Raw genomic sequence first — 22,202 nt, forward strand, 5'->3', positions numbered from 1 at the left:
CCAGTGGGCCTGTGCCCATCAGTCAGCGAAGCCTTTCAGCCATTGAATCGCCTCCCTCTCCTCGGTGAAGAGCCGAACGGGCTTGGCGCGCTTCCCGTAGACGGTGAGGAAGATGTTGCCGATCATCCGCGCGACCGGGCGCCCGCCGAGGAGCGCCATCGCGCGGTATGTCCGCGTCGCCTCCTCGGATGCGTAGTAGTTGCGCGCGTCCAGGTCCGTGGCCTTGCCCCGCGTGAGATCGCACAGCACCGGGTACGGCGTGCCCCTGCTGAATCGCTCGTTGGCGGCGATGTTCTCCTTCGCGTCGGCGAGCGTCTGGACCGCGCCCTCGTCGACATCGAAGCGGATGACCCCGTTCTCCCTGTCGAAGGAGAACTCCCCGGTCCGCGTCTTCAGACGCTCGTCTCCGAGCTCGTTCACGTCCCCCCCTCTCGCCGGTTCGCTCGGGCGGGCCGAATGCAGCGCGCAGGCCGGTAGCCGCGCCCCACCCGCGTCGATCGCCGGTCCACCCCTGCCGCCGACGATGCGCTCATCGCGCCCCCCTGAGATTCGGTTGTAACACCAACTTGCTCGGAATGTACAAGCTCTTTACAAAGTCCGTGCAGGCCGGCGCCCCGTCGAACGCGACGTGGCGCAGAGGTGGCAGGCGTACGACGAGGAGACATCCCGCGTGCGCAGGGGTAGGGACGATGCTCCGGGGAGGCACAAAGGGCCATACCTCGGACCATCGTGGACCGATGTCTTGCGCTTTGCGTGGCCGACGCCGATATCGAGGCTCGATCTCACGACCATCGCCCCGCCCTCACGCTCTCCCCCCGCCGCGCTTCGGGAAGAGCCATCGGGAGGGGGTGGCGCGCGCGGGGGTGGCGGGGGAAGGGCCCCACGAATCCGAGCGCCGGCCCGCATCGAAGCGAGTCGCTCCTGGTCCTCTCTTACCCGTTCAGCGGGCCATCGCCACCACAAGGCGCGAGTTCGTGGGAAGGGCCCCCCGCCACCCCCGCGCGCGCCACCCCCTCCCGATGGCTCCCTCGCGACCCGGCTCTCTCCCCCCGCCCGCTCCCGCCCCCGTCAGATCCCGTATTGCCGCAGCTTCTTGTGGAGCCCCTCGCGCGTGATCCCGAGCGATTTCGCCGCGTTGGTCTTGTTGTTGTTGTGCCCGCGCAGCGCTTCCAGGAGGAAGTACTTCTCGACCGCGTCCATCATCTCCTTGAGCGACCCCTTGGGCGTCCCCGCGCGCGCCACGAGCCCCTCGACCTGCCGGATCCGCGGCGACAAGAGCTCCGGCGTCGCGAACGCCCCCGGATCCAGCTGGATGACGAGCCGCTGCACCTCGTTCTGGAGCTCCCGGACGTTGCCCGGCCAGTCGTAGGCGACCATGAGCTCCATCGCCTGCTGGCTGAACCCGCCGCACGGCTTGCCGATCTCGTCCGCGTAGCGCTCCAGGAAGTGCGCCGCGAGCAGCGGGATGTCGTCCCGCCGCTCGCGCAGCGGCGGCAGGCGGATCGGGAACACCTTGAGCCGGTAGTAGAGGTCCTCGCGGAACCGCCCCTTGGCCACCTCGTCCTCGAGGTTCCGGTTCGTCGCCGCGACGATGCGCACGTTGACGTGCTTCGGGCTCGTCGCCCCCACCGGGCGGATCTCGCCCTCCTGGAGCGCCCGGAGCAGCTTCGACTGGAGCGACAGCGGGGTCTCGGTGATCTCGTCGAGGAAGAGCGTGCCGCCGTCGGCGATCTCGAACAGGCCCTTCTTCTCCTCGGTGGCGCCCGTGAACGACCCCTTTTTGTGGCCGAAGAGCTCGCTCTCCAGGAGGCTCTCGGCCAGCGCCGCGCAGTTCTGCGCGACGAAGAGCTTGTCGCGGCGGCGGGAGCGGTAGTGCACGGCGGCGGCGATGAGCTCCTTGCCCGTGCCCGTCTCGCCCTCGATCAGCACCGTGACGCGCGTGTCGACCACCTTGTCGAGCTGGCCGATGACCCGGCGCATCGCCTCGCTGTTGCCGATGATGTCGACCGCGCCCCCGCCCCGGCGCTTCTCCTCGCGCCCCTTGAGGAAGCTGTTCTCCTTCTGGAGCCGCTCCTCGGCGAGCACGAGCCGCTTGATCAGCCGGGCGTTCGCCACCGCGAGCGACGCGTTCGCCGCCAGCACGAGCAGCGTCTCCAGATCGCCCGCGTTCAGCATCCCGGGCGCGCTCCGGTTGTCGGCCTGGAGCACGCCGATGATCTCCTCGCCCTTCCAGAGCGGCACGGCCAGCGTGCTGCGGATCGAGGCGCCCATCAGCGACTCGGTCTGCCCCACCTCGATCGGCGCGTCGGCCGCGAGCACCGCCGCCCGCTCCTTGATCACCTTGCGGTACACGCTGCGCGTGATCGGCACCGGCCCCGCCGGCGGCGCCCCGCGGCCCGACGGCGAGCGGACGCGCGTCAGCACCGGGACGAACGCCGCCGGCGCCGCGCCCGGCTCCTGGTCGTCGTCGCGCAGCACCACCGTGACGTGCGTCGCGCTCGGCACGAGGGCGAGCACCGCGTCGGCGATCTCGGCGAGCACCTCGTCGAGATCGTTTGCGGCGCCGATGCGCTTCTGCGCCGCGTACATGGCCGACAGCGCGCTCGGGTCGCGCTCGATCTTCGCCGCGGCGGGCTCGATCTCGTCGAGGCGCCGGATCGAGACGACCCGCGCGTCGTCGGCCTCCTCCGGGATCTTCACCACCATCCGGGTGACCGCGTCGCCCGAGCCGAGCTCGATGACGTCGTCCGTCTGGAGGGCGACCGCGCTGCGCCCGGGCCCGAGCTCGAGCCGCTCGCCCCGGCGCACCACGCTCGTCCCGTTCGTGGAGCGCAGGTCCTCGAGGATCACCCCGTCGGCGCCGTTCACGATGCGCGCGTGCGCCCCGGAGACGTGGCGATCGTCGAGCACGACCCGGTTGTCCGGAGAGCGCCCGAGCGTGATGAGCTCGCCCTGGAGCTCGAAGGCGCGCCCGGCAGCGAGACCCTGGGTTACCTCGAGCACGATCATGGTTCGTTCAGCCAGGAAGGCCCCGTGGGGAAGGCCCGGAGTAAACCGTCAAGACGGAGGAGATGCCAGGAAAAACCGGGGAGCCCTGCGCTCGGGCAAAACATCGCACCCGGGAGGCGCTCGGCAAAGAAAATCTGGAATCAGGAGGTCGCGTCGACCTTCCTCAACCCGCGCGCGACCCCGGGGTCGCGCGCGGGAAGGCGGCGCTCACTGGGCGCGGGCGGTCAGGCGGTAGATGACCGTCTTGAAGGGCGCGTTGCCGGAGATCTTCTCCGGATCCTTCGACGCCTCGCCCTCGTCGACGATCTTCTGCAGCTTGGTCGCGACCTCGGCGTCGCCCTTCGGCGACAGGGCGTCGATGACCGAGACCGACACGAAGCGCACGGCCGCGTTCGAGACCTTCGGCAGCGCGTCGATGATCTGCTGCCGGACGTCGGGGGAGCCGAGGACGCCCGTCATGTAGGCGGCCTTGATCCCCTGGAACTGCGTCTCCTTGGCCTGCGACGCCGGGTCCCCGAGCTTGCCGATGTAGCAGTCGACCTTGGTCCCGCAGCCGTTCAGCAGGTCCTTCGCGAGCTTGATCTCCTTCTCCATCGACTTGCCGACCGTGCCGCCGCCGCTCGTGCGGGTGTTCGCGAGCCGGTCGACGTCGGCGACCTGGTCGGGCTTCATCAGCTTGAGCGCCGTCTGGAGCGAGACGTCGCGGATCTGCGCGACGTCGTCCTCCTCGCCCCGCGCCTCGAGCCCCGTCTTCACGATCCACGGCACGAGGCTCGCGTCGAAGAAGTTGCCCGCCGCCTCGGCGAGCATGACCCGCGCGTTGATGCCGGCCGGCGGCATCTCGAGGCCCGCGGGCGTCTTCTCGTAGGCCGCCTGGAAGGCGGCGAGGGTCTCGGGCGTCTTGGGCACCTTGGTGAGCTCGCGCGCGATGATGGCGCGGGGCACGTCCTCGGCCTTCTCGAGCGCGGCGAGCAGCGGCTGCACCGACTCCTGCCGGCCGATCGTCGCCAGGACGAGCGCGGCGGCCGCCACGTGGGCGGTCTCGGCCGCCTTCTTCTGCTCCGCGCTCGGCTTGTCGCCGGCGGCCTTCAGGTTCTCGACCTTCGAGTACTCGACGAGCTCCTTGTGCTCGCCCTTGAGCAGCTGGATCGCCGGCTCGATCGCGGGCTTGCCGATCTTCGTGAGCGCGAGGATCGCCGTCGCGGCGGCGTCCGCCTTGATCGGCGACAGCACCACCTTGAGCAGCGGCACGACCGCCTTCTCGCTGCGCTGCCAGCCGAGCAGCTCGGCCGCGGTGATCTGCCAGAACAGCTCGTTCCGCATCGTGGCGACGTCCTTCGGATCGTTGATCGGACGCCCGAGCATCGTGATGAGCCCGTCCTCCCACGACTTGCTGTTGATCTCGATCATCGCGTCGTGCACGTCGCGCGAGATCGTGGAGCCCTTCGGCTTGCCGTGCTGGAGCTTCGTGAAGACGGCCATGAGCGGCTCGGCGGCCTTCTCCGACTTCATCGCCCCGAGGCCGCGCACGGCCCAGCGGACGTCCTCCTCGGTCGACTCGGGCTTGTAGTCCTTGAGCGCCTTGATGAGGCAGGCGTCGCCGCGCGGGTCGCGCGTGTCGGAGATGAACTTGATGAGCTTCGAGTTCGTCCGCTCGTCGAGGTCGCCGGCCACGCACCGCTGCGTCATCGGCTCGATGATCTTGTCGAGGAGCGGCTTCACGGTCGGGCCGTTCCGGTCCTTGTTGTCGCGGGTCATCGCGTCCTCGAAGAACTGGACGAGCCGGTTGACCGAGGGGGTAACCGTCGCCGGGTCGTCGAGCCGCTTGACGTGCGTCTCGGGGTCGTTCTCGTCGGCGCACCCGGCGACGATCCCTGCGGAGAGCGCCATCGACGACGCGGTGGCGGCCCCCAGGAGGAGCGAGCGAAGGAGCGGCAGGATGCTGCGTGCTGAGCGGGACATGGTGTTTCCTCCGGGACCTCGGTGATGCTGCCGGCCTGACCTCGCCGTCGCGAGGCGCGAGAAGGAGAGGCGGTCAGCGGCTAGCCTTCGTTAGCCTGAGGGGACGAAAGTGGACAAAAACAGCGCGCGGCAGGGGGCGCGGCCCCCCTTCGGCCACGACGTGGCGCCGCTCCGCCATGGAAACGGCGGAGCCGAAACTATTCGGCGCCCGGGGACGTGTCAACGCGAGCGCGGCACGGACACGAGCCGGCGGATCCCCGTGGCGAACAGCCGGTCGGGGATGACACGGCGCAGCGCGACGAGCGCCCGAGCGTCCCGGCCGATGAGCGTGCGGAACGGCGGCGAGGGCGCCTCGATGAGGCGGAGGATCGCCGCCGCGACCGGGGCGGGCGGCGGGGCCTTGGCGGCGTCCTGGAGGACGAGCTGCTCGATCGTCCGGGTCATGGCGGCGTAGGGCCCGTCGGGCGAGATGTGGGCGCCGCGACGCTGGTTCTCGAAGAAAATTTCGGTCTTGAACGTGCCGGGCTCGACGAGGCAGACGTGGACGCCGAACGGGGCGACCTCCCAGCGCAGCGCCTCGCTGAAGCCCTCGACGGCGTGCTTCGTGGCCGCGTAGGCGCTCACGCCGGGGAGGCCGACGAGCCCGGAGACGCTCGAGACGTTGACGATGCGACCGCGCCCGGCGCCGCGCATGGCCGGGAGGACGGCGCGCGTCACGGTCATGAGCCCGAAGACGTTGGTCTCGAACTGCGCGCGGACGTCATCGTCCGCCTGCTCCTCGAAGGCGCCGCCGACGGCGATGCCGGCGTTGTTGACGAGGGCGTAGGCGGGGCCGTGCTTCTGGAGGATTTCCCGGACCCGGTCGGGGGCGCTCGCCGCGGCGACGTCGAGCTGCTCGACCTCGAGCGAGGCGCCCGCCGCCGCGGCCGCGGCGAGGAGCGCGCCGGCCTTGTCGGGGCGGCGCATCGTGGCGACGACCCGATGGCCCGCGGCCGCGCAGGCGACCGCGGTCGCGAGGCCGATGCCGCTCGAGGATCCGGTGATGAGGATGAGGTGACCCATGGGGGAGGGGGGCGAGTATAGACGAGGTGCGAGGATTCACTATGCTGCGACCATGGTCGACTTCGCAGCGGTGGGACGACGTCTGCGGGAGGCTCGCGAGACGCACCACGTAGAACGGGCCACGCTCGCCCGTGACGCAAGCGTGCCCGAAGAAGTGCTCGCACGCCTGGAAGCAGGCGAAGCCGTGCCGATCTCGACCGCGGCGCTGGCCCGCGTCGAGCGAAGGTTGAAGCTCTCGCCCACAGCGCTATGGGCGGATACGCCACACGAAGAGGTCGCCTTATCGTTTCATTTTCGACACGCCAGCGTGCCGGACTTTTTTCACGCGGATGAGGATGCGGCACGAGAAGCGCTGACGATCGCGCGCGACGTGGAAGGGTTGGAGGAGCGCCTGGGCCGCCCCGCGCCGCTCAAGAGAGTCCATTGGTTCAGGGAAGCGCCGGTCGGGCACAACGCGAGCGCCGACGGATACGCGCGGGCGTGGCGCCTTCGAGATATCCTGCACCAGAAGAACTTCCTCGATTCACCCACCTCTCCTCTCCCCGATCCACTGGAGACGCTGGTGGAGGAAGCCTTTGGTGTGCCCGTTATCGAGAAGTCACTACATAGTCCGTCCGTGCTGGCCGTCACGGTGAAGGACCGGGCGAGCGGGCTTGCAGCCATTCTTCTCAACACGGCGGCGAAAGGGGGTCTTCAGCCGCTGCGGCGGCGTGTGGATCTCGCACATGAGATCTGCCACCTCCTCTTCGACGAGCCACGAGACGACGTTGGCCTCTGGATTGATGTCGCCGAAGACCAGGAAGAGGATGCGCCAAGACGGCAAGGCGATGCCGTCGAGAAGCGCGCCCGCGCTTTCGCTGCAGAGCTGCTGTTGCCGAAGCTCGGGCTCCACCGGTTGCTCGGGAGGCCGCAGGTCCGCGCGAGAGAGCTGAAGCCCGCTGTAGAGCTGGTCCAGCGCGCGCGGGAGCACTACGGGACGACGATCGAGCTGACGTCCTACCACCTGTACAACGTCGGCTACATAGAAAAGTATCTTCTCGAGGAGATCCTCGCGGAGATCCAGAAGACGGTCCCGCTGCTCTCGCACGCGGCGCCGTCGGCGCGTGAGGCTCTACGTTCACGGCGGGTTCGAGAGGCGCTATCTGCCGGACTCATCTCCGCCATGCGGGCACGCGAGCTGCTCGAGCTCTCTGCGTGGGATGAGCTCCCCTGGAACACCACACGATGACTGCGAGCGCTGAGTGGCGGGCGTACGTGCTGGACACGGGGGTGCTCGTCGCCCTCCAGCGTGCGGGACACCTCTCGATTCTCGTGGATATCAGCGAGCGAGTGACCCTCGTGATGCTGGAGGAGGTGCGCGACGAGCTGATCGTCGACGCCAAACCCAAGCACGCGAAAGCTGCCGAGCAGGCGCGGATCACGCTGGAGGGAAGCCGGATCAGGGTAGAGGAGATCCAGATCGCCGACCCCGCCGCTGCCAGGCTCCAGGCGCTGCGGGCCGGCAAGACGTCGGCCTCGGATCTCGGTGAAGCTGCCTCGATCGCTTGGGCCATGAGCCGGCCCGAGGCGAGCTTCGTGACCCGCGACGGTCAAGCGGCGCTCCTGGGCCTCGAAGAGCTGCGCGGCCGCGCCATGGGGTTCTTTCAGTTCCTCGCCGAGCTCGTCGATCTCGGTGCGCTGGATGTCTCCGTCGCCGGGCAGGTTGCCGAGGACACGGTGAAGGCGAGCGGTGTCACCGCCCGCGTCCCGCTCTGGTGGCCGGACTGGATCCAGTCGCACTCGCCGCCAACGTCATCCTCGGCTCCGATAGAGCCCGAGCCGCTAGAGCCCGAGCCGCGCGGCGAGTCGTGACATTGGCTGGTTGCCGTCGCCGTGGACTCCTGCGCGCATCACCTGGACAGGATCCAGCACGACCCGGCGTGGACGGAAGGCCTCCCGAGGTTCGAGGGAGAAGGTGCACTGTCCGTGCGGCCGGCACCCCTGTCCGGGCAGCCGGCGCCCCTGTCCGGGTGGCCGGCACCCCTGTCCGGGTGGCCGGCCCCCTGTCCGTGCGGCCGGCCCCCTGTCCGGGTAGCGTATCGCTAGAAGAATACCGACCGGATGCACGAGCGCCGCAGCACACGGCCGCGGCCGGGATCATCCGATGATCATCGCCTCGCTGAGGAGCCGGCCCTCCTTGAAGCGGCGCAGGTTCCAGCGATCGAACAGCGGCAGGGCCGTGCCCTCCGCGATGTGCTGCGCGATGAGCTTGCCCATCACCGGCGCGATCATGAAGCCGTGCCCCATGAACCCGGACGCCTGGTAAAAGTGCTCCACCTCGTCGACCCCGCCCACGATGGGGTTCTGGTCGGGGGTGAGGTCGTAACAGCCAGCCCACTGCCGCAGCACCTTCACGCTGCCGAGGACCGGGCACGCCGTGACCAGCGCCCGCGCGTACAGCGCGAGGAACTTGTGGCTCGACCCCATGTCGAGGCCCTCGGGGACATCCTCGTTGGAGATGCCGCCCACGATCTCGCCGCGCATCGACTGGGAGAAATAAAGGCCGTTCGACAGGTCGGCGACGAGCGGGCCGAGCCAGGGCTTGAGCGGCTCGGTCGAGCAGATCTCGTGGCGGTGCGGGCGGTTCGGCAGATCCACGCCGAGCATGCGCGCGATCTCCGGGCTCCACGCGCCGGCGGCGTTGACCACCCGGTGCGTCCGGATCTCGCCGCGATCCGTGACCACGGCGTCGATGCGCGCGCCCTGCGTGCGGAAGCCGAGGACGTCCGTGAAGGTGGCGATGTCGACGCCGAGCTTCTGGGCGCGCTCGGCGTAGCCCCAGACGAACGGCCACGGGAACACGACGCCGTCGTCGGGGTTGTAGCTCGCCGCGACGACGCCCTCGGTGGAGAGCTCCGGCACGAGCGCGCGCGCCTCGTTCGCCGTGAGCATCCGCGTCCCGAGGCCGCAGTCGTTCTGCACGGCGACGCTCTTCTCGAGCGTCCGACGGCCGGCCTCGCTGCGCACGAGGAAGAGGTAGCCGCCCTGCCGGAACCAGATGTTGATCTTCATCTCGCGGGCGAAATCGCGGCAGATGCGGATGCTCTCCTGCATCAGCCGGATGTTCCCCTCGCTCGAGAACTGCGCCCGCACCCCGCCGCCGTTGCGGCCGCTGGCGCCGCCGCAGAGGTAGCCCCGGTCGACGACGACGACGTCCGTGATGCCGTGGTGCCGCGCGAGGTTGTAGGCGATCGCGAGGCCCATGATCCCCGCGCCGATGATGACGATCTCCGCCTGCGCCCGCATCGCGCCTCAGCCGAGCTCGGACCTCGCCGCGGCGACGACGGCGTCCTGGAGCGCGCCGTTCGAGGCGATGATGCCGCGGGCGAGCTTGAGCCCGGGGCCGGTGTAGTCGATGGGCGCGCCGGCGAGGTCGGTGAAGCGTCCGCCGGCGCCGAGGAGCACGGCCTCGGGCGCGCAGCTGTCCCAGAGCTTGGCGCCGCCGCCGCCGTGCACGTAGAGGTCGACCTCGCCCGTCGCGATCCGGGCGATCTTCACGCCGACCGAGCCGCACGGGACGACCTTGGCGATGCCGAGCCGCGAGAGGAGCGGCTCGATCTCCTTCGGCCGGTGCGACCGCGAGACGATGAGCGTGGCGTCGGCCGGCGAGGCCACCGCCGAGACCTGGAGCGCGCGGCGGCTGCCGTCCCGCGCCTCGAGGAAGGCGAAGCACCCGCCGTCGTCGGCGCGGCCGGCCAGCGCCTCGCCCGTCGTGGGCATCACCACGACGCCGAGCGCCGCCCTGCCGCGGACCGCGAGGCCGATCATCACGGCGAACTCGCCGTTCCGGTCGGCGAACTCGCGCGTGCCGTCGAGCGGATCGACGAAGAACACCCGCTCCCGGCCGAAGCGCGCGGCGAGCTCGTCGCCGGCCGGGACGCTCTCCTCGGCGAGGATCGCCTCGCCGGGGAACGCGGCCTCGAGGGCGCTGCAGATGAGCGCGTTCGCCTCGCGATCGGCGCGCGTCACCGGATCGCCCGGGCCCTTCATCTCGACGGCGAACGGCGTCGCGTACACGTCCATCACGATCGCCGCCGCCGCGCGCGCGATGCGGACGATCTCGTCGAGCTCCCTGTCGCTCTGGCTCATCGTGCTCACCCCTCGATCCCGACCTGGTTCAGGCGACCTGCGAGCTCCGCGAGCGCCGTGTCGCGGAGGTAGGGAGGCATGCCGGCCTCGCGGACGAGCTGGTCGAACTGCGCGACCGAGCGGGGGCCGAGCACGGCGGACGAGACGAGGCGGTTCGCGAGGACGAAGCGCAGCGCCACGGAGCGGAGCGAGACGACGGCGCCCGAGACGAACGGCCTGAGGGCGTCGAGCTGGCCGAGGCGGGTCCGGAGCTCGTCGCGGGTCCACCGGTGCATGCGGTGATCGTCGGGGAAGAACTCGCGGTCGGCGCTCCACTGGCCGGCGAGCAGCCCGTGCGCGAGCACCGAGCGGGCGAGGACGCCGGCCCCGCTCTCGGAGACGTCGCCGGCGACCTCGTGGAGGTCGCCGGGGAGGAAGGCGTTGTAGGCGAGCTCGATGACGTCGACCTCGTCGCGCAGCGCGGAGCGGGCGACGTCCGCGGAGCCGGCGCTCACGCCGAAGGCGCGGATCTTCCCGGCCTGCTTGAGCTCCTTGAGGTAGGCGAGGGGCTCCTTCGCCTGCATCGCGGCCACGGTGGGGTTGTGGAGCAGGACGACGTCGACGACGTCGCGGGCGAGCCGCTCCTGGGAGCGCTCGAACGCGGTGCGGAGGTAGGCGGGGTCGAAGCGCTTGGTCGGCGGGAGGCCCTCGAGATCGGTGCCGATCTTGGTGACCACGAACGTGGCGCCGCCGCCCTTGAGCCGCTTGCCGAGGCGGCGTTCCATCTCGCCGCGGCCGTAGACGTCGGCCGTGTCGAAGAGGTCGATGCCGACCGCGAGCGCGCGATCGATGACGCGATCGACTTCGAGCTCGGAGACCGGGCCGTAGCCGTCGCCTGAGAGACCCCAGGTGCCTAGGGCGAGCTCCGAGACCTGGAGGGTGGTCTTGCCGAGGGGGCGTTTCCTCACGGGCGGCGATCTACACCAGCGCGGGGAGCGCGCCACGAAATAGGCAGGCGCCCGAGGAGCAGCGCCGCGAGGAGCCAGAGCGGACCGTGGCCGGCATCACCCGGGGCGCCGCCGGGGGGCGCGCTCGCCGCGCAGCCGTTGCCGTGGAGCCGGAGCTCTCCGCGGTGGGCGTCGCCGGGGGGCTCTTCGCCGCCGGCGACGGCGCCACCAGCGTCGCCGCCCGCCGCCGCGCCGCCCGCCGCGCCCGCCCCGCCGGAGCCGCCAGCGGCCCCGCCCGAGCCCGGCTCGGCCCCGCCCGCTCCGCCGCCGGTGCCGCCGGCGCCGCTCGGTCCGCCGCCAGCGCCTCCGCTGCCGGGCGGGTCGTCGAGCACGCAGCCGCCGGCCCTGCATCGCCCACCGGGGCACGGGGATTCCTCGTACGCGTTGCGCTCGACGCAGGCGCCGTTCGGCGCCAGGCAGGCAAAGCTCCTGCATGGGCCCGGATCGGGCTGGGGGCACATGAAGGGATCGCCGCCGGCGCATCGCCCCGCCTGGCAGGTGTCGGCGAGGGTGCAGGGATCGCCGTCGTCGCAGGGGTCGCCGTCCTGCTTGGGGGGCTCGCAGCTGCATGCCCGATCGGAGGTGGTGCCCGGGTCCGCGATCGTGGGGCAGGCGTCCTCCGTGTCCGGCTTGCCGTCGCCGTCGTCGTCGTCGTCGCACGCGTTCCCCTTGCCGTCGTCGTCGATGTCGACGTCTGCGGTGTTCGGCGTGTCGGGGCACGTGTCCTCTGCGTCGGGGACGCCGTCGCCGTCGCGATCGAGCGAGCAGGTGCCGCGGATGCAGGCGCCGTCGGCGCACTCGACGGTCGCCCTGCAAGGCGCACCGATCGGCTTCTTCGCCGCGCAGGTCGGCGGGGCGCAGTAGGCGCCTGCGGCGCAGTCCTCGTGCGCGGAGCAGCGGGTCATGCACGCGTCGTCCGCGCAGACGTAGAGGCCGCACGCGACGGCGGCGCGCTCGACGCAGGCACCGTCGGCAGTGCAGCGGCTCGGCGGGACACTGGAGGTCGCGTCGACGCAGGCGCCGGGGGCGCACACGGTGTTCGGCGCCGCGAGGGCGTCGGCGGGGCATGCGGCGGCGGCGCCGGTGCAGGTCTCGGCCACGTCGCAGGCGCCCGCCGCCGGCCTGCACACGGTGGTGGCCGGCGCGAAGGCGTTGGCGGGGCATGCGGCGGCGGCGCCGGTGCAGGTCTCGGCCACGTCGCAGGCGCCCGCCGCCGTCCGGCAGGTCGTGTCGGCAGGTACGAAGAGGTTCGCGGGGCACGCCACATCGGTGCCGGTGCAGCTCTCGGCCACGTCGCAGGCGCCGGCCGGCGCCCTGCAGACCGACGTCGCCGGCGCGAGGAGGTCGGCGGGGCAGGCGGCGGCGGTGCCGGTACAGCGCTCGTCCACATCGCAGGGGCCTGCGGCCGGCCTGCACACGGTGGTGGCAGGCGCGAGGGCATCGGCCGGACAGGCGGTGGCGGTGCCGGAGCAGGTCTCGGCCGCGTCGCAGGGGCCCGCCGCCGCCCGGCACACCGTGGCGGCGGACGCGAAGGCGTTGGCGGGGCAGGCGGCGGCGGCGCCGGTGCAGGTCTCGGCCACGTCGCAGGCGCCCGCCGCCGGCCGGCAGACCGTGGCGGCGGATGCGAAGGCGTCGGCGGGGCAGGCGGCGGCGGTGCCGGAGCAGGTCTCGGCTGCGTCGCAGGGGCCCGCCGCCGCGCGGCACACCGTGGAGGCCGACGCGAAGGTGTTCACCGGGCACGCAGGGGAGCTTCCGGAGCAGGTCTCGGCCACGTCGCAGGCGCCCGCGGCCGCCCTGCACACGGTGGAGGCGGAGGCGAGGACGTCTGCGGGACACGCAGGGGAGCTTCCGGAGCAGGTCTCGGCCACGTCGCAGGCGCCCGCGGCTGCCCTGCACACGGTTGCGGCAGCCACGAAGCCGTCCGCAGGGCACGCGGCGGAGCTTCCGGTGCATGTCTCGGTGGTGTCGCACAGGCCCACCGCGGGCCTGCACACGGTGGCGGCGGAGGCGAAGGCGTTCGCGGGACATGCCGTGGAGCTGCCGTTGCATCGCTCCTCGACGTCGCAGCTCCCGGCCGAGCCGCGGCAGAGGCTTCCCGAGGCGCGCGCCCCGCACACGCCGTTCGCGGATGCGCCCGCCGCGGTGCTGCAGGCCTCACAGTCGCTCGCGTCGCCCCCGCCACACGCGTTGTTGCAGCAAACCCCGTCGACGCAGTGGCCGCTCAGACACTCCCCGTCGGCGACGCAGGGCGTGCCGTTCGGGGACTGGGGGAGATAGAGTTCGGAGCTCGACAGGGCGGCCGTGGTGTTCCGGCCGCCCGCCGCGAGGAGCCGGCCGTCGCCGAGCGCCACCAGGGTGTGGTAGCCGCGGGCGGTGAGCATGCTCTCGGCCTCCGACCACGTCCCGCTCGTCGAGTGGTACAGCGCCGCCGTGGCGAGATAGCTGCCGTTGAAACCGCCGGTGACCAGCACGTCGCCGCTCGAGGCGAGCAGGACCGCGGCGTGATTGCTGCTCGCGAAAGGCATGGATCCGGCCGGTGACCAGGTCCTCGTCGCTGGGCTGTATCGCTCGGCGCTCGCCTGGTGTGTCGCATTCGTGCCCCCGGCGACGAGGACATCGCCGTTCGGGAGGAGCGTCGCGCTGTGTTGCCTCCGCGCTGTGCTCAGGTTGCCGGTGGTCGACCACGTGTTGCCCACGGGGTCGAAGAGCTCCGCCGTGTTGAGGAAGTCGGCGCCATTGCCGCCCGCGACCAGCACGGCGCCGTCGAGCAGCCGTACGGCGCTGTGCGTGTAGCGGGCGCTCATCGTCCCCGCGGCCGACCACGCGCCCGTCGCGGCGTCGTAGCGGCGGGCATCGCCGACCGCGGAGCTTCCGTTGTACCCGCCCGCCACGAGCACGTCGCCGTCGTCGAGGAGCGTCGCCGTGTGGAGCGCCCGATTGCCCATGCTCCCGGCGTCCGACCAGGTGTTCGTGTCGGCGTTGTACAGCTGCGCCGTGCCCAGGTACGTCGTACCGACGCGGCCGCCTGCCACGAGAACGCGGCGTCCGTCGCTCAGCAAGGTCGCCGTGTGCTGGTATCGTGCGCTCGGCGAGGCCGCGGGCGACCACGCATTGGCGACGGGATCGTACAATTCGGCGGTATTCAGGGAGGCGGCTCCGTTGAAGCCGCCCACGACGAGGACCTGGCCAGCCCTCGTGCCGCTCGTGATCAAGGTCGCGGTGTGCTCTCGGCGCGCCGCGCTCAGCGCCGAGGGGACTTGTTCCCAGAGCGGGTCGACGAGGATCGCCTCTCGTTCGGCGTCGACGTGCAAGGCGAGCGTCTCTCCTTCGACGGACAGCCGCGCATCGACCGGGCGCACGCCTCCCTGGGCATACGCCTCTGGCGCGGTCACGCGCAGCCTCGGTACGCCTGTCCCGTCCACCACGAGCACGACCTCGCCCACCTGGCGCAGCGCTGCCCCCTTGATGTGCCACGAGGCCACGGGCGCGCCGCGTTGGACTGCCTCCGCGTCGAGCAGCAGCCACTCCTCTGCGGAACCATTCTCGTTGGCGGTCCAGAAGGAAGTCCCACCGGGTCGCCGGAAGGCGACAGCGCGGCCTGCCCGCGTCACCTCGCCACGGGCGCCCGCTTCGCGCACTTGGATGTCCAGGGCGTCTGGGCACACGGGGGCAGGGCCTTCGCATCCTCCTGCGCCAGGGAGGCGGAAGCGGACCGCCTCTCCAGCGTCGCGGGGCAACTCCACCGCGAGGAGCCCCGTGCCGCGGATTTCTGGTAGGGTGAAAACAGCGCCCTTCTCGACCAGCTCCCCGCCCCGTTCGAGCGCGCGCGCTGCCACGGCGGGGAACCGCTCCGAAAGCGCCTCGGCGGGCGGCGCCGCCGTGTCATCGCATCCACCGGCGGCGGCGAGCGCCGCGAGCAGCGACCCTGCCAGCAAGCGATGGCGGGCCGGCGGACGTTCGCAAAGCCATTGGAGCCCGCGCAACATGGCCGCCATGAGAGACGGGCGTCCGGAAGGTCGTCAAGAGAGATTTGCGGCTGCCGCGTTTCCACTGTGAGTGAAAGGGCGTTGCCAGCCAACGGCGCCCGCGCGCTCATGCCTGGATACGCAGGTTTTCTGTGTCCTTTCAAAGATCTAAGCGCATGGCGCGAGGCGTCTTGAACCGCGTGGCGGCGCGAGACGCGACACGCGCTGGCGGACGAGATAACGCCAGCGCGAAAAAGGTTCCATCGTCGCGCGGGGTGATGCAATATCATGGCGCCTCTTTGTGTGAGGCGAAGCGAGGACGGGATGAGACGCAATGTTCATCGGGTGTTGGCCTCCGGCATCGTGGTGCTCTCGGGGTGGCTACCCAGCGAGGCGCTCGCGGTCGGCCCGAACGCCGTGATCTACCACCCAGGTTGCCTCGAGGGGGATTCGCTAGATTCGAACGACGACGATTCAAGCGGCGTGGTGGCGCTCCCTTTCGAGGTCAACTTCTTCGACCGGCACTACAACACGATCTACGTCAACAACAACGGCAACGTCACCTTCGACGGTCCCCTCAACGTGTACACGCCCTTTCCGCTGGACGATACGGAGCGCGCCATCATCGCTCCCTTCTTCGCGGACGTCGATACCAGGGGCTCTGGTTCGGGGGTCGTGCACTGGGGTACGATCGAGAACTTCACGTCTGACCGAGACGCATTCTGCGTGCTGTGGGCGACCCCCATCGCGCCGCCGGATACTGTCGCGGGCGTCGGCTATTACAACTCGGGTACCGACAAGCTGAATATCTTTCAGCTCCTGTTGGTCGACGCTCACTCGTGCGATTCTGAAGAGGAAGAATGTATCAATTGGCATTGTGCCGATGGCGAGTTAAATTGTCCGCCTGCGAGATGCAATCCTATGTCGCCGCAGTGCCTCCCGCCTCTTAATGAGGAGACGAATTCCTTGTATCGTCCGAAGGGCGATTTCGATATCTGGTTCAATTATGACCAGATCCGCTGGAACGCGGGATCCGCGAGCGGCGGCGCCGGCGGGCTCGGCGGCGAGACGGCGCGCGTGGGATATGCTTCCGGTAGAGGCCGGGCCAAAGAGCTTTCACGGGACAAGTACCAGCTCTCCACGGATCCCGAGGTCCGGGACATCTTCACCGACGATGACCTGTCCTATCCGCTCACCAAGAGGGACAGTAACAGCTCGGGCGCGCTGGGGCGCTACAAGTATCCGGTCACGAACGGCTTGCCGAACACGGGCAGCGGCGTCATCAAGCAGCGGGTCGTGGAGGACGAGCAAGGTCAGATCGTCGGTGTGCCCGGCGCGCCCGTCGAGGTCTGCTCGACAGCGGCGGCCGCAGCGGGGGATGTCTGCCCGTGGATCGGGACGACCGATCAGACGGGGCGGTTCACGGCGAGCGGCCTGGAGGTGGGTACCTACAGGATCACGGCGTTCTCACCGGCTGGGCGAAACCTGATCCAGAGCGAGATCGTCGTCACCGTGGGTGATGAGGTGCTCGACGTTGACGGAAGCGAGGAGGATGATTTCTCGCCGATAGTGCTCGCAAAGCCGTCCGCCCCTCCCCCGGGCACCGCCCTCGAGCCCTCTTTTTCGGGCGGCGGCGACGTCCCCGTTGTCTACTGGGGCAATCCCACCACCCTCACGACCCCCGGCTGCGCCGGCGGGACAGCGACTTACCAGGTGAAGTTCGGCGCCCTCACCTTCGCCTCGGGCACCATGGCGCTCGACGCGAATAGCGGCAACTTCACCGTCACGATTCCGCCCTTCTACCCGAATCACGGCCCGGCCGACGTCCTCATCCAGACGCACTGCGGATTGACGACCGCGAGCATCGGCTTCTCCATCTACATCGACCCGAGCGGGTGGGTCCGCACCGTAGGCGGCGCGCCGATCGAGGGGGCCACGGTCACGCTCCTCCGCTCGGACACCGGGGGGGAGGGCTCGTTCACCGTGGTGCCGGACGGGAGCGCCCTCATGTCGCCGATGAACCGCGCCAACCCGAGCATCTCCGACGCGGAGGGGCACTTCGGCTGGGATGTCGTCACCGGCTATTACAAGGTCCGCGCCGAGAAGCCGGGCTGCCACGCGCCCGGCAACGCCGCCCGGACGTATGTCGAGAGCGCCGTCATGATCATCCCGCCGCCCGTCTTCGACCTGGACCTGCGCCTCGACTGCGGCACCGGCGCGGTCGGCGACACGACGGCGCCGACGCTCTCCGTGCCCGACGACCTCGTGCTCGAGGCGACGGGCGCGAGCGGCGCCCCGGCCACGTTCACGGTCTCCGCGATCGACGACGTCGACGGCGCCGTCCCCGTGATCTGCACGACGCCCCCGGGCAGCACCGTTCCGATCGGCGTCACCGTCGTCCACTGCTACGCGCTCGACGCCACAGGCAACCTCGATTACGGCACCTTCGCCGTCATCGTCGAGGACACGAGCGCTCCGGTCCTCACCGTCCCCGGCCCGATCACCCTGGAGCCGACCGGGCCCTGGGGCGCCGAGCTCGCGTTCGTCGCCGTCGCGCTCGACGTCGTCGACGGCGCGGTCCCCGTGACCTGCTCCCCCGCGCCGGGCACCGTCCTGCCGGTCGGCGTCTCCACCGTCACCTGCGGCGCGACCGACGCGGCGGGCAACGCGGCGAGCGCCTCCTTCGACGTGAGCGTCCCCGAGTGGGTCGACTCCGACGCTGACGCCGTGAGCGACACCTTCGACAACTGCCCGCTCGCCGCGAACCCGGACCAGGCCGACGCGGACGCCGACGGCGTGGGCGACGCGTGCGACAACTGCGCGCTCGCGGCGAACGCGAGCCAGGCGGACGCGGATGCCGATGGCGTGGGCGACGCGTGCGACAACTGCCCGGGCGACGCCAACCCGGGGCAGGGCGACAACGACGCCGACGGCGTGGGCAACGCCTGCGATCCGATCTGCGTCGCCGTCCGCCGCGGCGGCGCCGGCGGGGCCGCCGACGCCTTCATCTCCAGCTCCGAGCCGAACACGACCTCGGGCTCGTATCCTGGCCTCTTCACCGGCGTCTCCGGCTCCGGACAGAAGATGGCCCTCGTCGCCTTCGATCTCTCCGGGATCCCCGGGGACGCCACCATCGAGGGCGCGACGTTCTCGGTGAGAGCGCTCTACGCCCCGACGGCCGCGACGCTCGACGTCCACGCGATCACGGCGCCGTGGACCGAGGCCACCGTCACGTACAACACGCTGAACGGCGCCTTCGACCCCGCCGTCGAGGCGTCGCTCGCCGTGCCGGCCAACCTGACGACCACCGTGTCGTGCGACGTGACCGCGCTCGTCCAGGACTGGGTCTCGGGCGCGCTCGCCAACCACGGCGTGCTCCTGCGCGAGCTCGGCACGGGCAAGCGGACCCTCCGGTCGAGCGAGGAGGCGAACGCCGCCGAGCGGCCGCGCCTCGACCTCTGCTACGTGACGCCCTGACAGACCAGGCCCGCATCGCCGTCACCCGCGGCGGAGAGGACGCTCGGCGCCCCCTCCGCCGCGGATCGCCCCCGTGTGGCCGGATTCCCTGACCAAGCGCCGGACGTCGAGGTCGAGCCCGCGCTCCGGTCCGTCAGCGACGACGGCCGCCCACCGCCGCGCCGCGGGCGCCGCCGCGGTCGTCCTCTCCGTCGCCTTCTCCCTCCTTCTCCGGCGGACGAGGCGCGCGCTGGCAGGGGCCGCCGGGGCGCCACGTCCCTGCGCGCTTGGCCGCGGAACGATCCATGCCAGAGGAGCCGGGGAAGGGGCGTGATGTGGCGGCGAGCGGGGCGGCGCGCCGAGGGCAGGTGACCAGGGGACATGCGGAGTCCACCCCTGCCCGCGGCCGACGAAGGGGGCTGTAGAGTATGGCGAAAGGTCCTAATGAGGCATCGAGGGCCGAACCCGTCAGCGACCGGAGATCACGGCCGCCCGCGGCGAGCGCCTCCGCGCGGCGCGCGCTGGAGCTCGTGGCCGTCCGAGGCAAGGACGTGATCGGCGTCCGCCACCTGCTCGCCGAGGGCCGGGCGCACATCGGCGACACGCCCGCATCCATCGCGCGCGTGCCGTCGATAGAGCTGGACAGGGCGGCCCCCGTCATCGCGGAGGTGACCGGCGCGCGCTACGTGCTGCACGTACCGCGGCGGACGCGGGCGCGCGTCCACGGCGCCGACGGGCTCGGGCGCCTGCTGGCCGGCCCCGCCGACATCGAGCTCCAGGAAGGGGACCGCGCCGTCCTCGTGATCGGCGCGGTCCAGATCCGCGCGCAGATCGTGCCCATCGAGATCATCTCCCGGCTGGGCGCGTCCGGTCTGCGGTGGATCGGGCTCATCGGCGCCCTCTACCTCGTCGCGCTCGCCATCTGCGCCGCCCTCGCGCCGCGCGACCGCGCGCGCCTCGACGAGGGCTCGATTCGCCGCGCGGTCAGCGCCGCCGCCGCGCAGATCTGGGCAGAGCACGCCCCGCCGCCGTAGCGCTCGCCCCCGCGCCGTCGCCGGCGGACAAGCCTGGGAGTCGCGGAATGCTATCCTCACGCCCGTCATGCGCTTTAACCCCGCATTCCCTCGATTCCACATCTCGCTGTGTCTGCTCGCCATCGTTGGCTGTGGCGGCTCGTCCGCCAAGGACGAAGGCCCGAACAGCCCGCCACGGGCGGGGATCCTGAGCTTGCCCTCCGGGTGGAACACCATCGAGCCGGGCGGCGAGACCACCTGCGCGCGCGGCGATCCGTTCAAGTACCTCGTGCGCCCGGGCACCGTCAATCGCGTCATCGTCGAGTTCCGCGGCGGCGGCGCGTGCTGGAGCGCCGCCACCTGCTCCGCCGGCGCCGACATCTTCCAGGAGACCGTCGGCGACGATCCCCTGACGACCGGGATCTACGACCATGACAACCCGGACAACCCGTTCAGGGACTGGCACCATGTCTACATTCCCTACTGCACCGGGGACATCCACTGGGGCGACAACGTAGCCACGTACGGACAGGGCAGCAGCGCCGTCACCGTCCGGCACAAGGGCGCCGTCAACGTCCGCGCCGCGCTCGACTGGGTCTACGCGAACGTCCCCGCGCCCGAGAAGATCTTCGTGACCGGCTGCAGCGCGGGCGCGTATGGCTCGATCCTGTGGTCTGCCCACCTGCGGGAACACTACAAGAACGCGTCCGTGGTCCAGTTCGCCGACAGCGGCGCGGGGGTCATCACCGACGCCTTCTTCAACGACAGTCTCCCCTCCTGGAAGCCGGAGGGCGCCTATCCGACGTGGATCCCCGGGCTCGATCCGGCCGAGCTCGTGAACCTGTACGTGCTCTACGAGAAGATCGGCGCGCACTACCCCGACATGCGCCTGTCGCAGTACAACACGGTCCACGACGAGGACCAGATCTTCTTTTACAGCGCGATGGGCGGCGAGGGCGGCGCGGAGGCGTGGTCGGCGGCGATGAGGGCGTCCGTCGGCCACATCGAGGCGTCGACGCCGAACTTCAGCGCGTACCTCGCCGCCGGCAGCGCTCATTGCATCCTCTGGCGGCCGGAGTTCTACACGTTGGAGTCGGGCGGGACGCGCCTCGTCCGATGGCTCGACGCGCTCGCGAACGGCGAGCCGCCCCCCAGCGTCGCCTGCGACGACTGCGGCTCACCGTAGCGGGCGCGCGGGCGAGGGGCGGGCGCCGCCCTGTCGCGTTCGAGCGAGGGGGCGTCCCGCCTCGGGAGCGGCTAGGTCAGGTTGGTGAGCGGCCCGGTGCAGTCCCGCGGGTCGCCGAACGTGGTCCGGGTGTCGCCGAACAGGTTCAAGATCGAGACGAGCAGGTTGTTGTGCGGGAGGTTCGGGTACCGGAGCCAGCGCCCGGTGCGCAGGCCGCCGCCGCCGCCGGCCAGCAGGAACGGCATGTCGTTCTTCTTGTGCGACGGCGGATCCGACAGCTCGGAGCCGAAGAAGACGACGCTCTCGTCGAGCAGCGAGTGCCCGCCCATGTCGATCTTCTCCATCTCCTGCAGGAGATAGAGGTGCTGCTTCGAGTACCAGGTGCAGATGGCCTCGCACTCGTTCGGCCTGAAGCCGCCGTCGTGCTGGTAGAAATGGTGGTGCTCGGTCAGGTTGAGCCAGGGGAAGGTGTGCTTCGCCTCAGTGTCGCTCCACTGCAGGGTGCCGACCCCGGTGATGTCGCAGGCGAACGCCATCACCATCATGTCCGTCAAGAGCTTGCCGACCTTGGGGATCGCCGCGTCGGTCGAGGTGTCCTTGATCGAGCCGTTGTCGGACGAATTGAGCCCCGTGCGCGGGTTGTAGTCGGACGTGTCGACCCGCGTCGGCACCTTGCACGCGCTCGTCTCGACCGGGACGTTGCTGAGGCTCTGCTCGATCTCGCGGATCTTCGTGAGGTGCTGGTCGATCTTCTGCCTGTCGGCGGCGCCGAGCTGCCCGGACAGGGTGGCGTAGCGCCGGTCGAGGAAGTCGAGGATCGATTGCTTCCGCGCGAGGCGACGGGCAGCGTCGTTGCCGTCGTTCGGGTTCAGCGTGCCGAAGAGCTCGGTGAAGATCTCCACCGGATCGAGGCGCGGCGGGATCGGCTTGTGCGGCGCGTCGTTCTCGAAATTCGCGGCGTTCATCGGCGACAGCAGGCCGTGAGACTTGCCCGTGGCCCAGCGCAACGCGATCTGGATGCTGGCCTTCGCCTTCTGACCGGCGGAGATCCGGGCGGCGATCACCTGATCGATGGACGGCCCCTTCCCGTAGCCGCCGTTGTTGGAGCCCTCCTGCGACGTGCCCGTGAGCCAGGCGATGATCCCGGCCTGGTGCTGCTCGCCGCGCGCGCTCTTCATGTCGAGGCCGTCGACGACGATCAGCCGGTTCTGCACCGGCGCGAGCGGCGCCAGGATGGGGCTCAGGGTGAAGCTCGTCTCCGAGCCGGTCGGCCTCCAGCGGTTCAGCACGGTCCCGCCGGGCGTGTAGACGGCGAGGAAGCGCTTGGCGGGGGCGGGGGCCGCGTGCGCCGGGCGCTCGGTGCCCATGATCTCCAGCCAGGGGAGCGAGACCGCGATGGCGCCGGCGCCCCGCAGCATGGCACGTCGGCTCAAAC

14 protein-coding genes and 1 pseudogene are annotated in these 22,202 nt (G+C 70.8%); 6 read left to right on the top strand and 9 right to left on the bottom strand.

The window, feature by feature from the left end; all coding sequences use genetic code 11:
- Positions 1-18: 18 nt before the first annotated feature.
- The 4 genes from WME98_RS28555 to WME98_RS28570 form a co-directional block, all read right to left on the bottom strand.
- A complete protein-coding gene (locus WME98_RS28555) occupies positions 19-420 on the bottom strand; it encodes a DUF7793 family protein (protein ID WP_437944904.1) in 402 nt (133 codons plus the stop codon).
- A gap of 648 nt (positions 421-1,068) precedes the next feature.
- Positions 1,069-3,009 carry a sigma 54-interacting transcriptional regulator gene (locus WME98_RS28560; protein WP_437944905.1) on the bottom strand — a complete coding sequence of 647 codons (1,941 nt, stop codon included), beginning with the start codon at positions 3,007-3,009 and terminating at the stop codon, positions 1,069-1,071.
- A 207-nt stretch (positions 3,010-3,216) separates the two neighbouring features.
- Positions 3,217-4,971, bottom strand: a complete 1,755-nt coding sequence (locus tag WME98_RS28565; RefSeq protein WP_437944906.1) for a hypothetical protein — start codon at positions 4,969-4,971, stop codon at positions 3,217-3,219.
- 219 nt (positions 4,972-5,190) lie between these two features.
- Complete coding sequence (locus WME98_RS28570) at positions 5,191-6,033, bottom strand: SDR family oxidoreductase (RefSeq protein ID WP_061626462.1); 843 nt, start codon at positions 6,031-6,033, stop codon at positions 5,191-5,193.
- 52 nt (positions 6,034-6,085) lie between these two features.
- Between WME98_RS28570 and WME98_RS28575 the strand changes: the two genes are divergently transcribed.
- Both WME98_RS28575 and WME98_RS28580 read left to right on the top strand, forming a co-directional pair.
- Entirely contained in the window at positions 6,086-7,261 is a 1,176-nt protein-coding gene (locus WME98_RS28575; RefSeq protein ID WP_437944907.1) for an ImmA/IrrE family metallo-endopeptidase, read from the top strand.
- A 26-nt stretch (positions 7,262-7,287) separates the two neighbouring features.
- Positions 7,288-7,884, top strand: coding sequence for a hypothetical protein (locus tag WME98_RS28580; protein ID WP_437944908.1), 597 nt, complete (start codon positions 7,288-7,290; stop codon positions 7,882-7,884).
- 285 nt (positions 7,885-8,169) lie between these two features.
- Here WME98_RS28580 and WME98_RS28585 read toward each other — a convergent pair whose 3' ends face one another.
- The 4 genes from WME98_RS28585 to WME98_RS28600 are packed head-to-tail and all read right to left on the bottom strand — an operon-like array spanning position 8,170 to position 14,629.
- A complete protein-coding gene (locus tag WME98_RS28585) occupies positions 8,170-9,318 on the bottom strand; it encodes an NAD(P)/FAD-dependent oxidoreductase (protein WP_061626458.1) in 1,149 nt (382 codons plus the stop codon).
- Positions 9,319-9,324: 6 nt separating this feature from the next.
- The gene (locus WME98_RS28590) at positions 9,325-10,161 is read right to left on the bottom strand and encodes a 3'(2'),5'-bisphosphate nucleotidase CysQ family protein (protein WP_437954029.1); all 837 of its coding nucleotides are present in this window, start codon (positions 10,159-10,161) and stop codon (positions 9,325-9,327) included.
- Positions 10,162-10,166: 5 nt separating this feature from the next.
- The gene (locus WME98_RS28595; RefSeq protein WP_437944909.1) at positions 10,167-11,108 is read right to left on the bottom strand and encodes an aldo/keto reductase; all 942 of its coding nucleotides are present in this window, start codon (positions 11,106-11,108) and stop codon (positions 10,167-10,169) included.
- Positions 11,105-14,629 carry a kelch repeat-containing protein gene (locus WME98_RS28600; protein WP_437944910.1) on the bottom strand — a complete coding sequence of 1,175 codons (3,525 nt, stop codon included), beginning with the start codon at positions 14,627-14,629 and terminating at the stop codon, positions 11,105-11,107. Before WME98_RS28600 ends, WME98_RS28595 begins: the two co-directional genes overlap by 4 nt.
- A gap of 807 nt (positions 14,630-15,436) precedes the next feature.
- Between WME98_RS28600 and WME98_RS28605 the strand changes: the two are divergent.
- The 4 genes and pseudogenes from WME98_RS28605 to WME98_RS28620 all read left to right on the top strand — a co-directional run.
- A pseudogene (locus WME98_RS28605) lies at positions 15,437-15,880 on the top strand (nidogen-like domain-containing protein); the annotation flags it as partial.
- A 198-nt stretch (positions 15,881-16,078) separates the two neighbouring features.
- Positions 16,079-18,589, top strand: coding sequence for a DNRLRE domain-containing protein (locus tag WME98_RS28610; RefSeq protein ID WP_437954030.1), 2,511 nt, complete (start codon positions 16,079-16,081; stop codon positions 18,587-18,589).
- 509 nt (positions 18,590-19,098) lie between these two features.
- The gene (locus WME98_RS28615; protein ID WP_437944911.1) at positions 19,099-19,602 is read left to right on the top strand and encodes a hypothetical protein; all 504 of its coding nucleotides are present in this window, start codon (positions 19,099-19,101) and stop codon (positions 19,600-19,602) included.
- Positions 19,603-19,795: 193 nt separating this feature from the next.
- Positions 19,796-20,767, top strand: a complete 972-nt coding sequence (locus WME98_RS28620) for a pectin acetylesterase-family hydrolase (protein ID WP_437944912.1) — start codon at positions 19,796-19,798, stop codon at positions 20,765-20,767.
- A gap of 71 nt (positions 20,768-20,838) precedes the next feature.
- Here the strand turns inward: WME98_RS28620 and WME98_RS28625 are convergent, their stop codons facing one another.
- Positions 20,839-22,185 carry a DUF1552 domain-containing protein gene (locus WME98_RS28625; RefSeq protein ID WP_437954031.1) on the bottom strand — a complete coding sequence of 449 codons (1,347 nt, stop codon included), beginning with the start codon at positions 22,183-22,185 and terminating at the stop codon, positions 20,839-20,841.
- Positions 22,186-22,202 lie beyond the last annotated feature (17 nt).

This window comes from Sorangium sp. So ce296, assembly GCF_051529605.1.
GTDB lineage: Bacteria > Myxococcota_A > Polyangia > Polyangiales > Polyangiaceae > Sorangium > Sorangium cellulosum_D.

Bases quoted from the DNA above. Each gene is read 5' to 3' on its own strand.
- WME98_RS28560 (WP_437944905.1), bottom strand. From the start codon at position 3,009: ATGATCGTGCTCGAGGTAACCCAGGGTCTCGCTGCCGGGCGCGCCTTC.
- WME98_RS28565 (WP_437944906.1), bottom strand. From the start codon at position 4,971: ATGTCCCGCTCAGCACGCAGCATCCTGCCGCTCCTTCGCTCGCTCCTC.
- WME98_RS28570 (WP_061626462.1), bottom strand. From the start codon at position 6,033: ATGGGTCACCTCATCCTCATCACCGGATCCTCGAGCGGCATCGGCCTC.
- WME98_RS28575 (WP_437944907.1), top strand. From the start codon at position 6,086: ATGGTCGACTTCGCAGCGGTGGGACGACGTCTGCGGGAGGCTCGCGAG.
- WME98_RS28585 (WP_061626458.1), bottom strand. From the start codon at position 9,318: ATGCGGGCGCAGGCGGAGATCGTCATCATCGGCGCGGGGATCATGGGC.
- WME98_RS28590 (WP_437954029.1), bottom strand. From the start codon at position 10,161: ATGAGCCAGAGCGACAGGGAGCTCGACGAGATCGTCCGCATCGCGCGC.
- WME98_RS28625 (WP_437954031.1), bottom strand. From the start codon at position 22,185: ATGCTGCGGGGCGCCGGCGCCATCGCGGTCTCGCTCCCCTGGCTGGAG.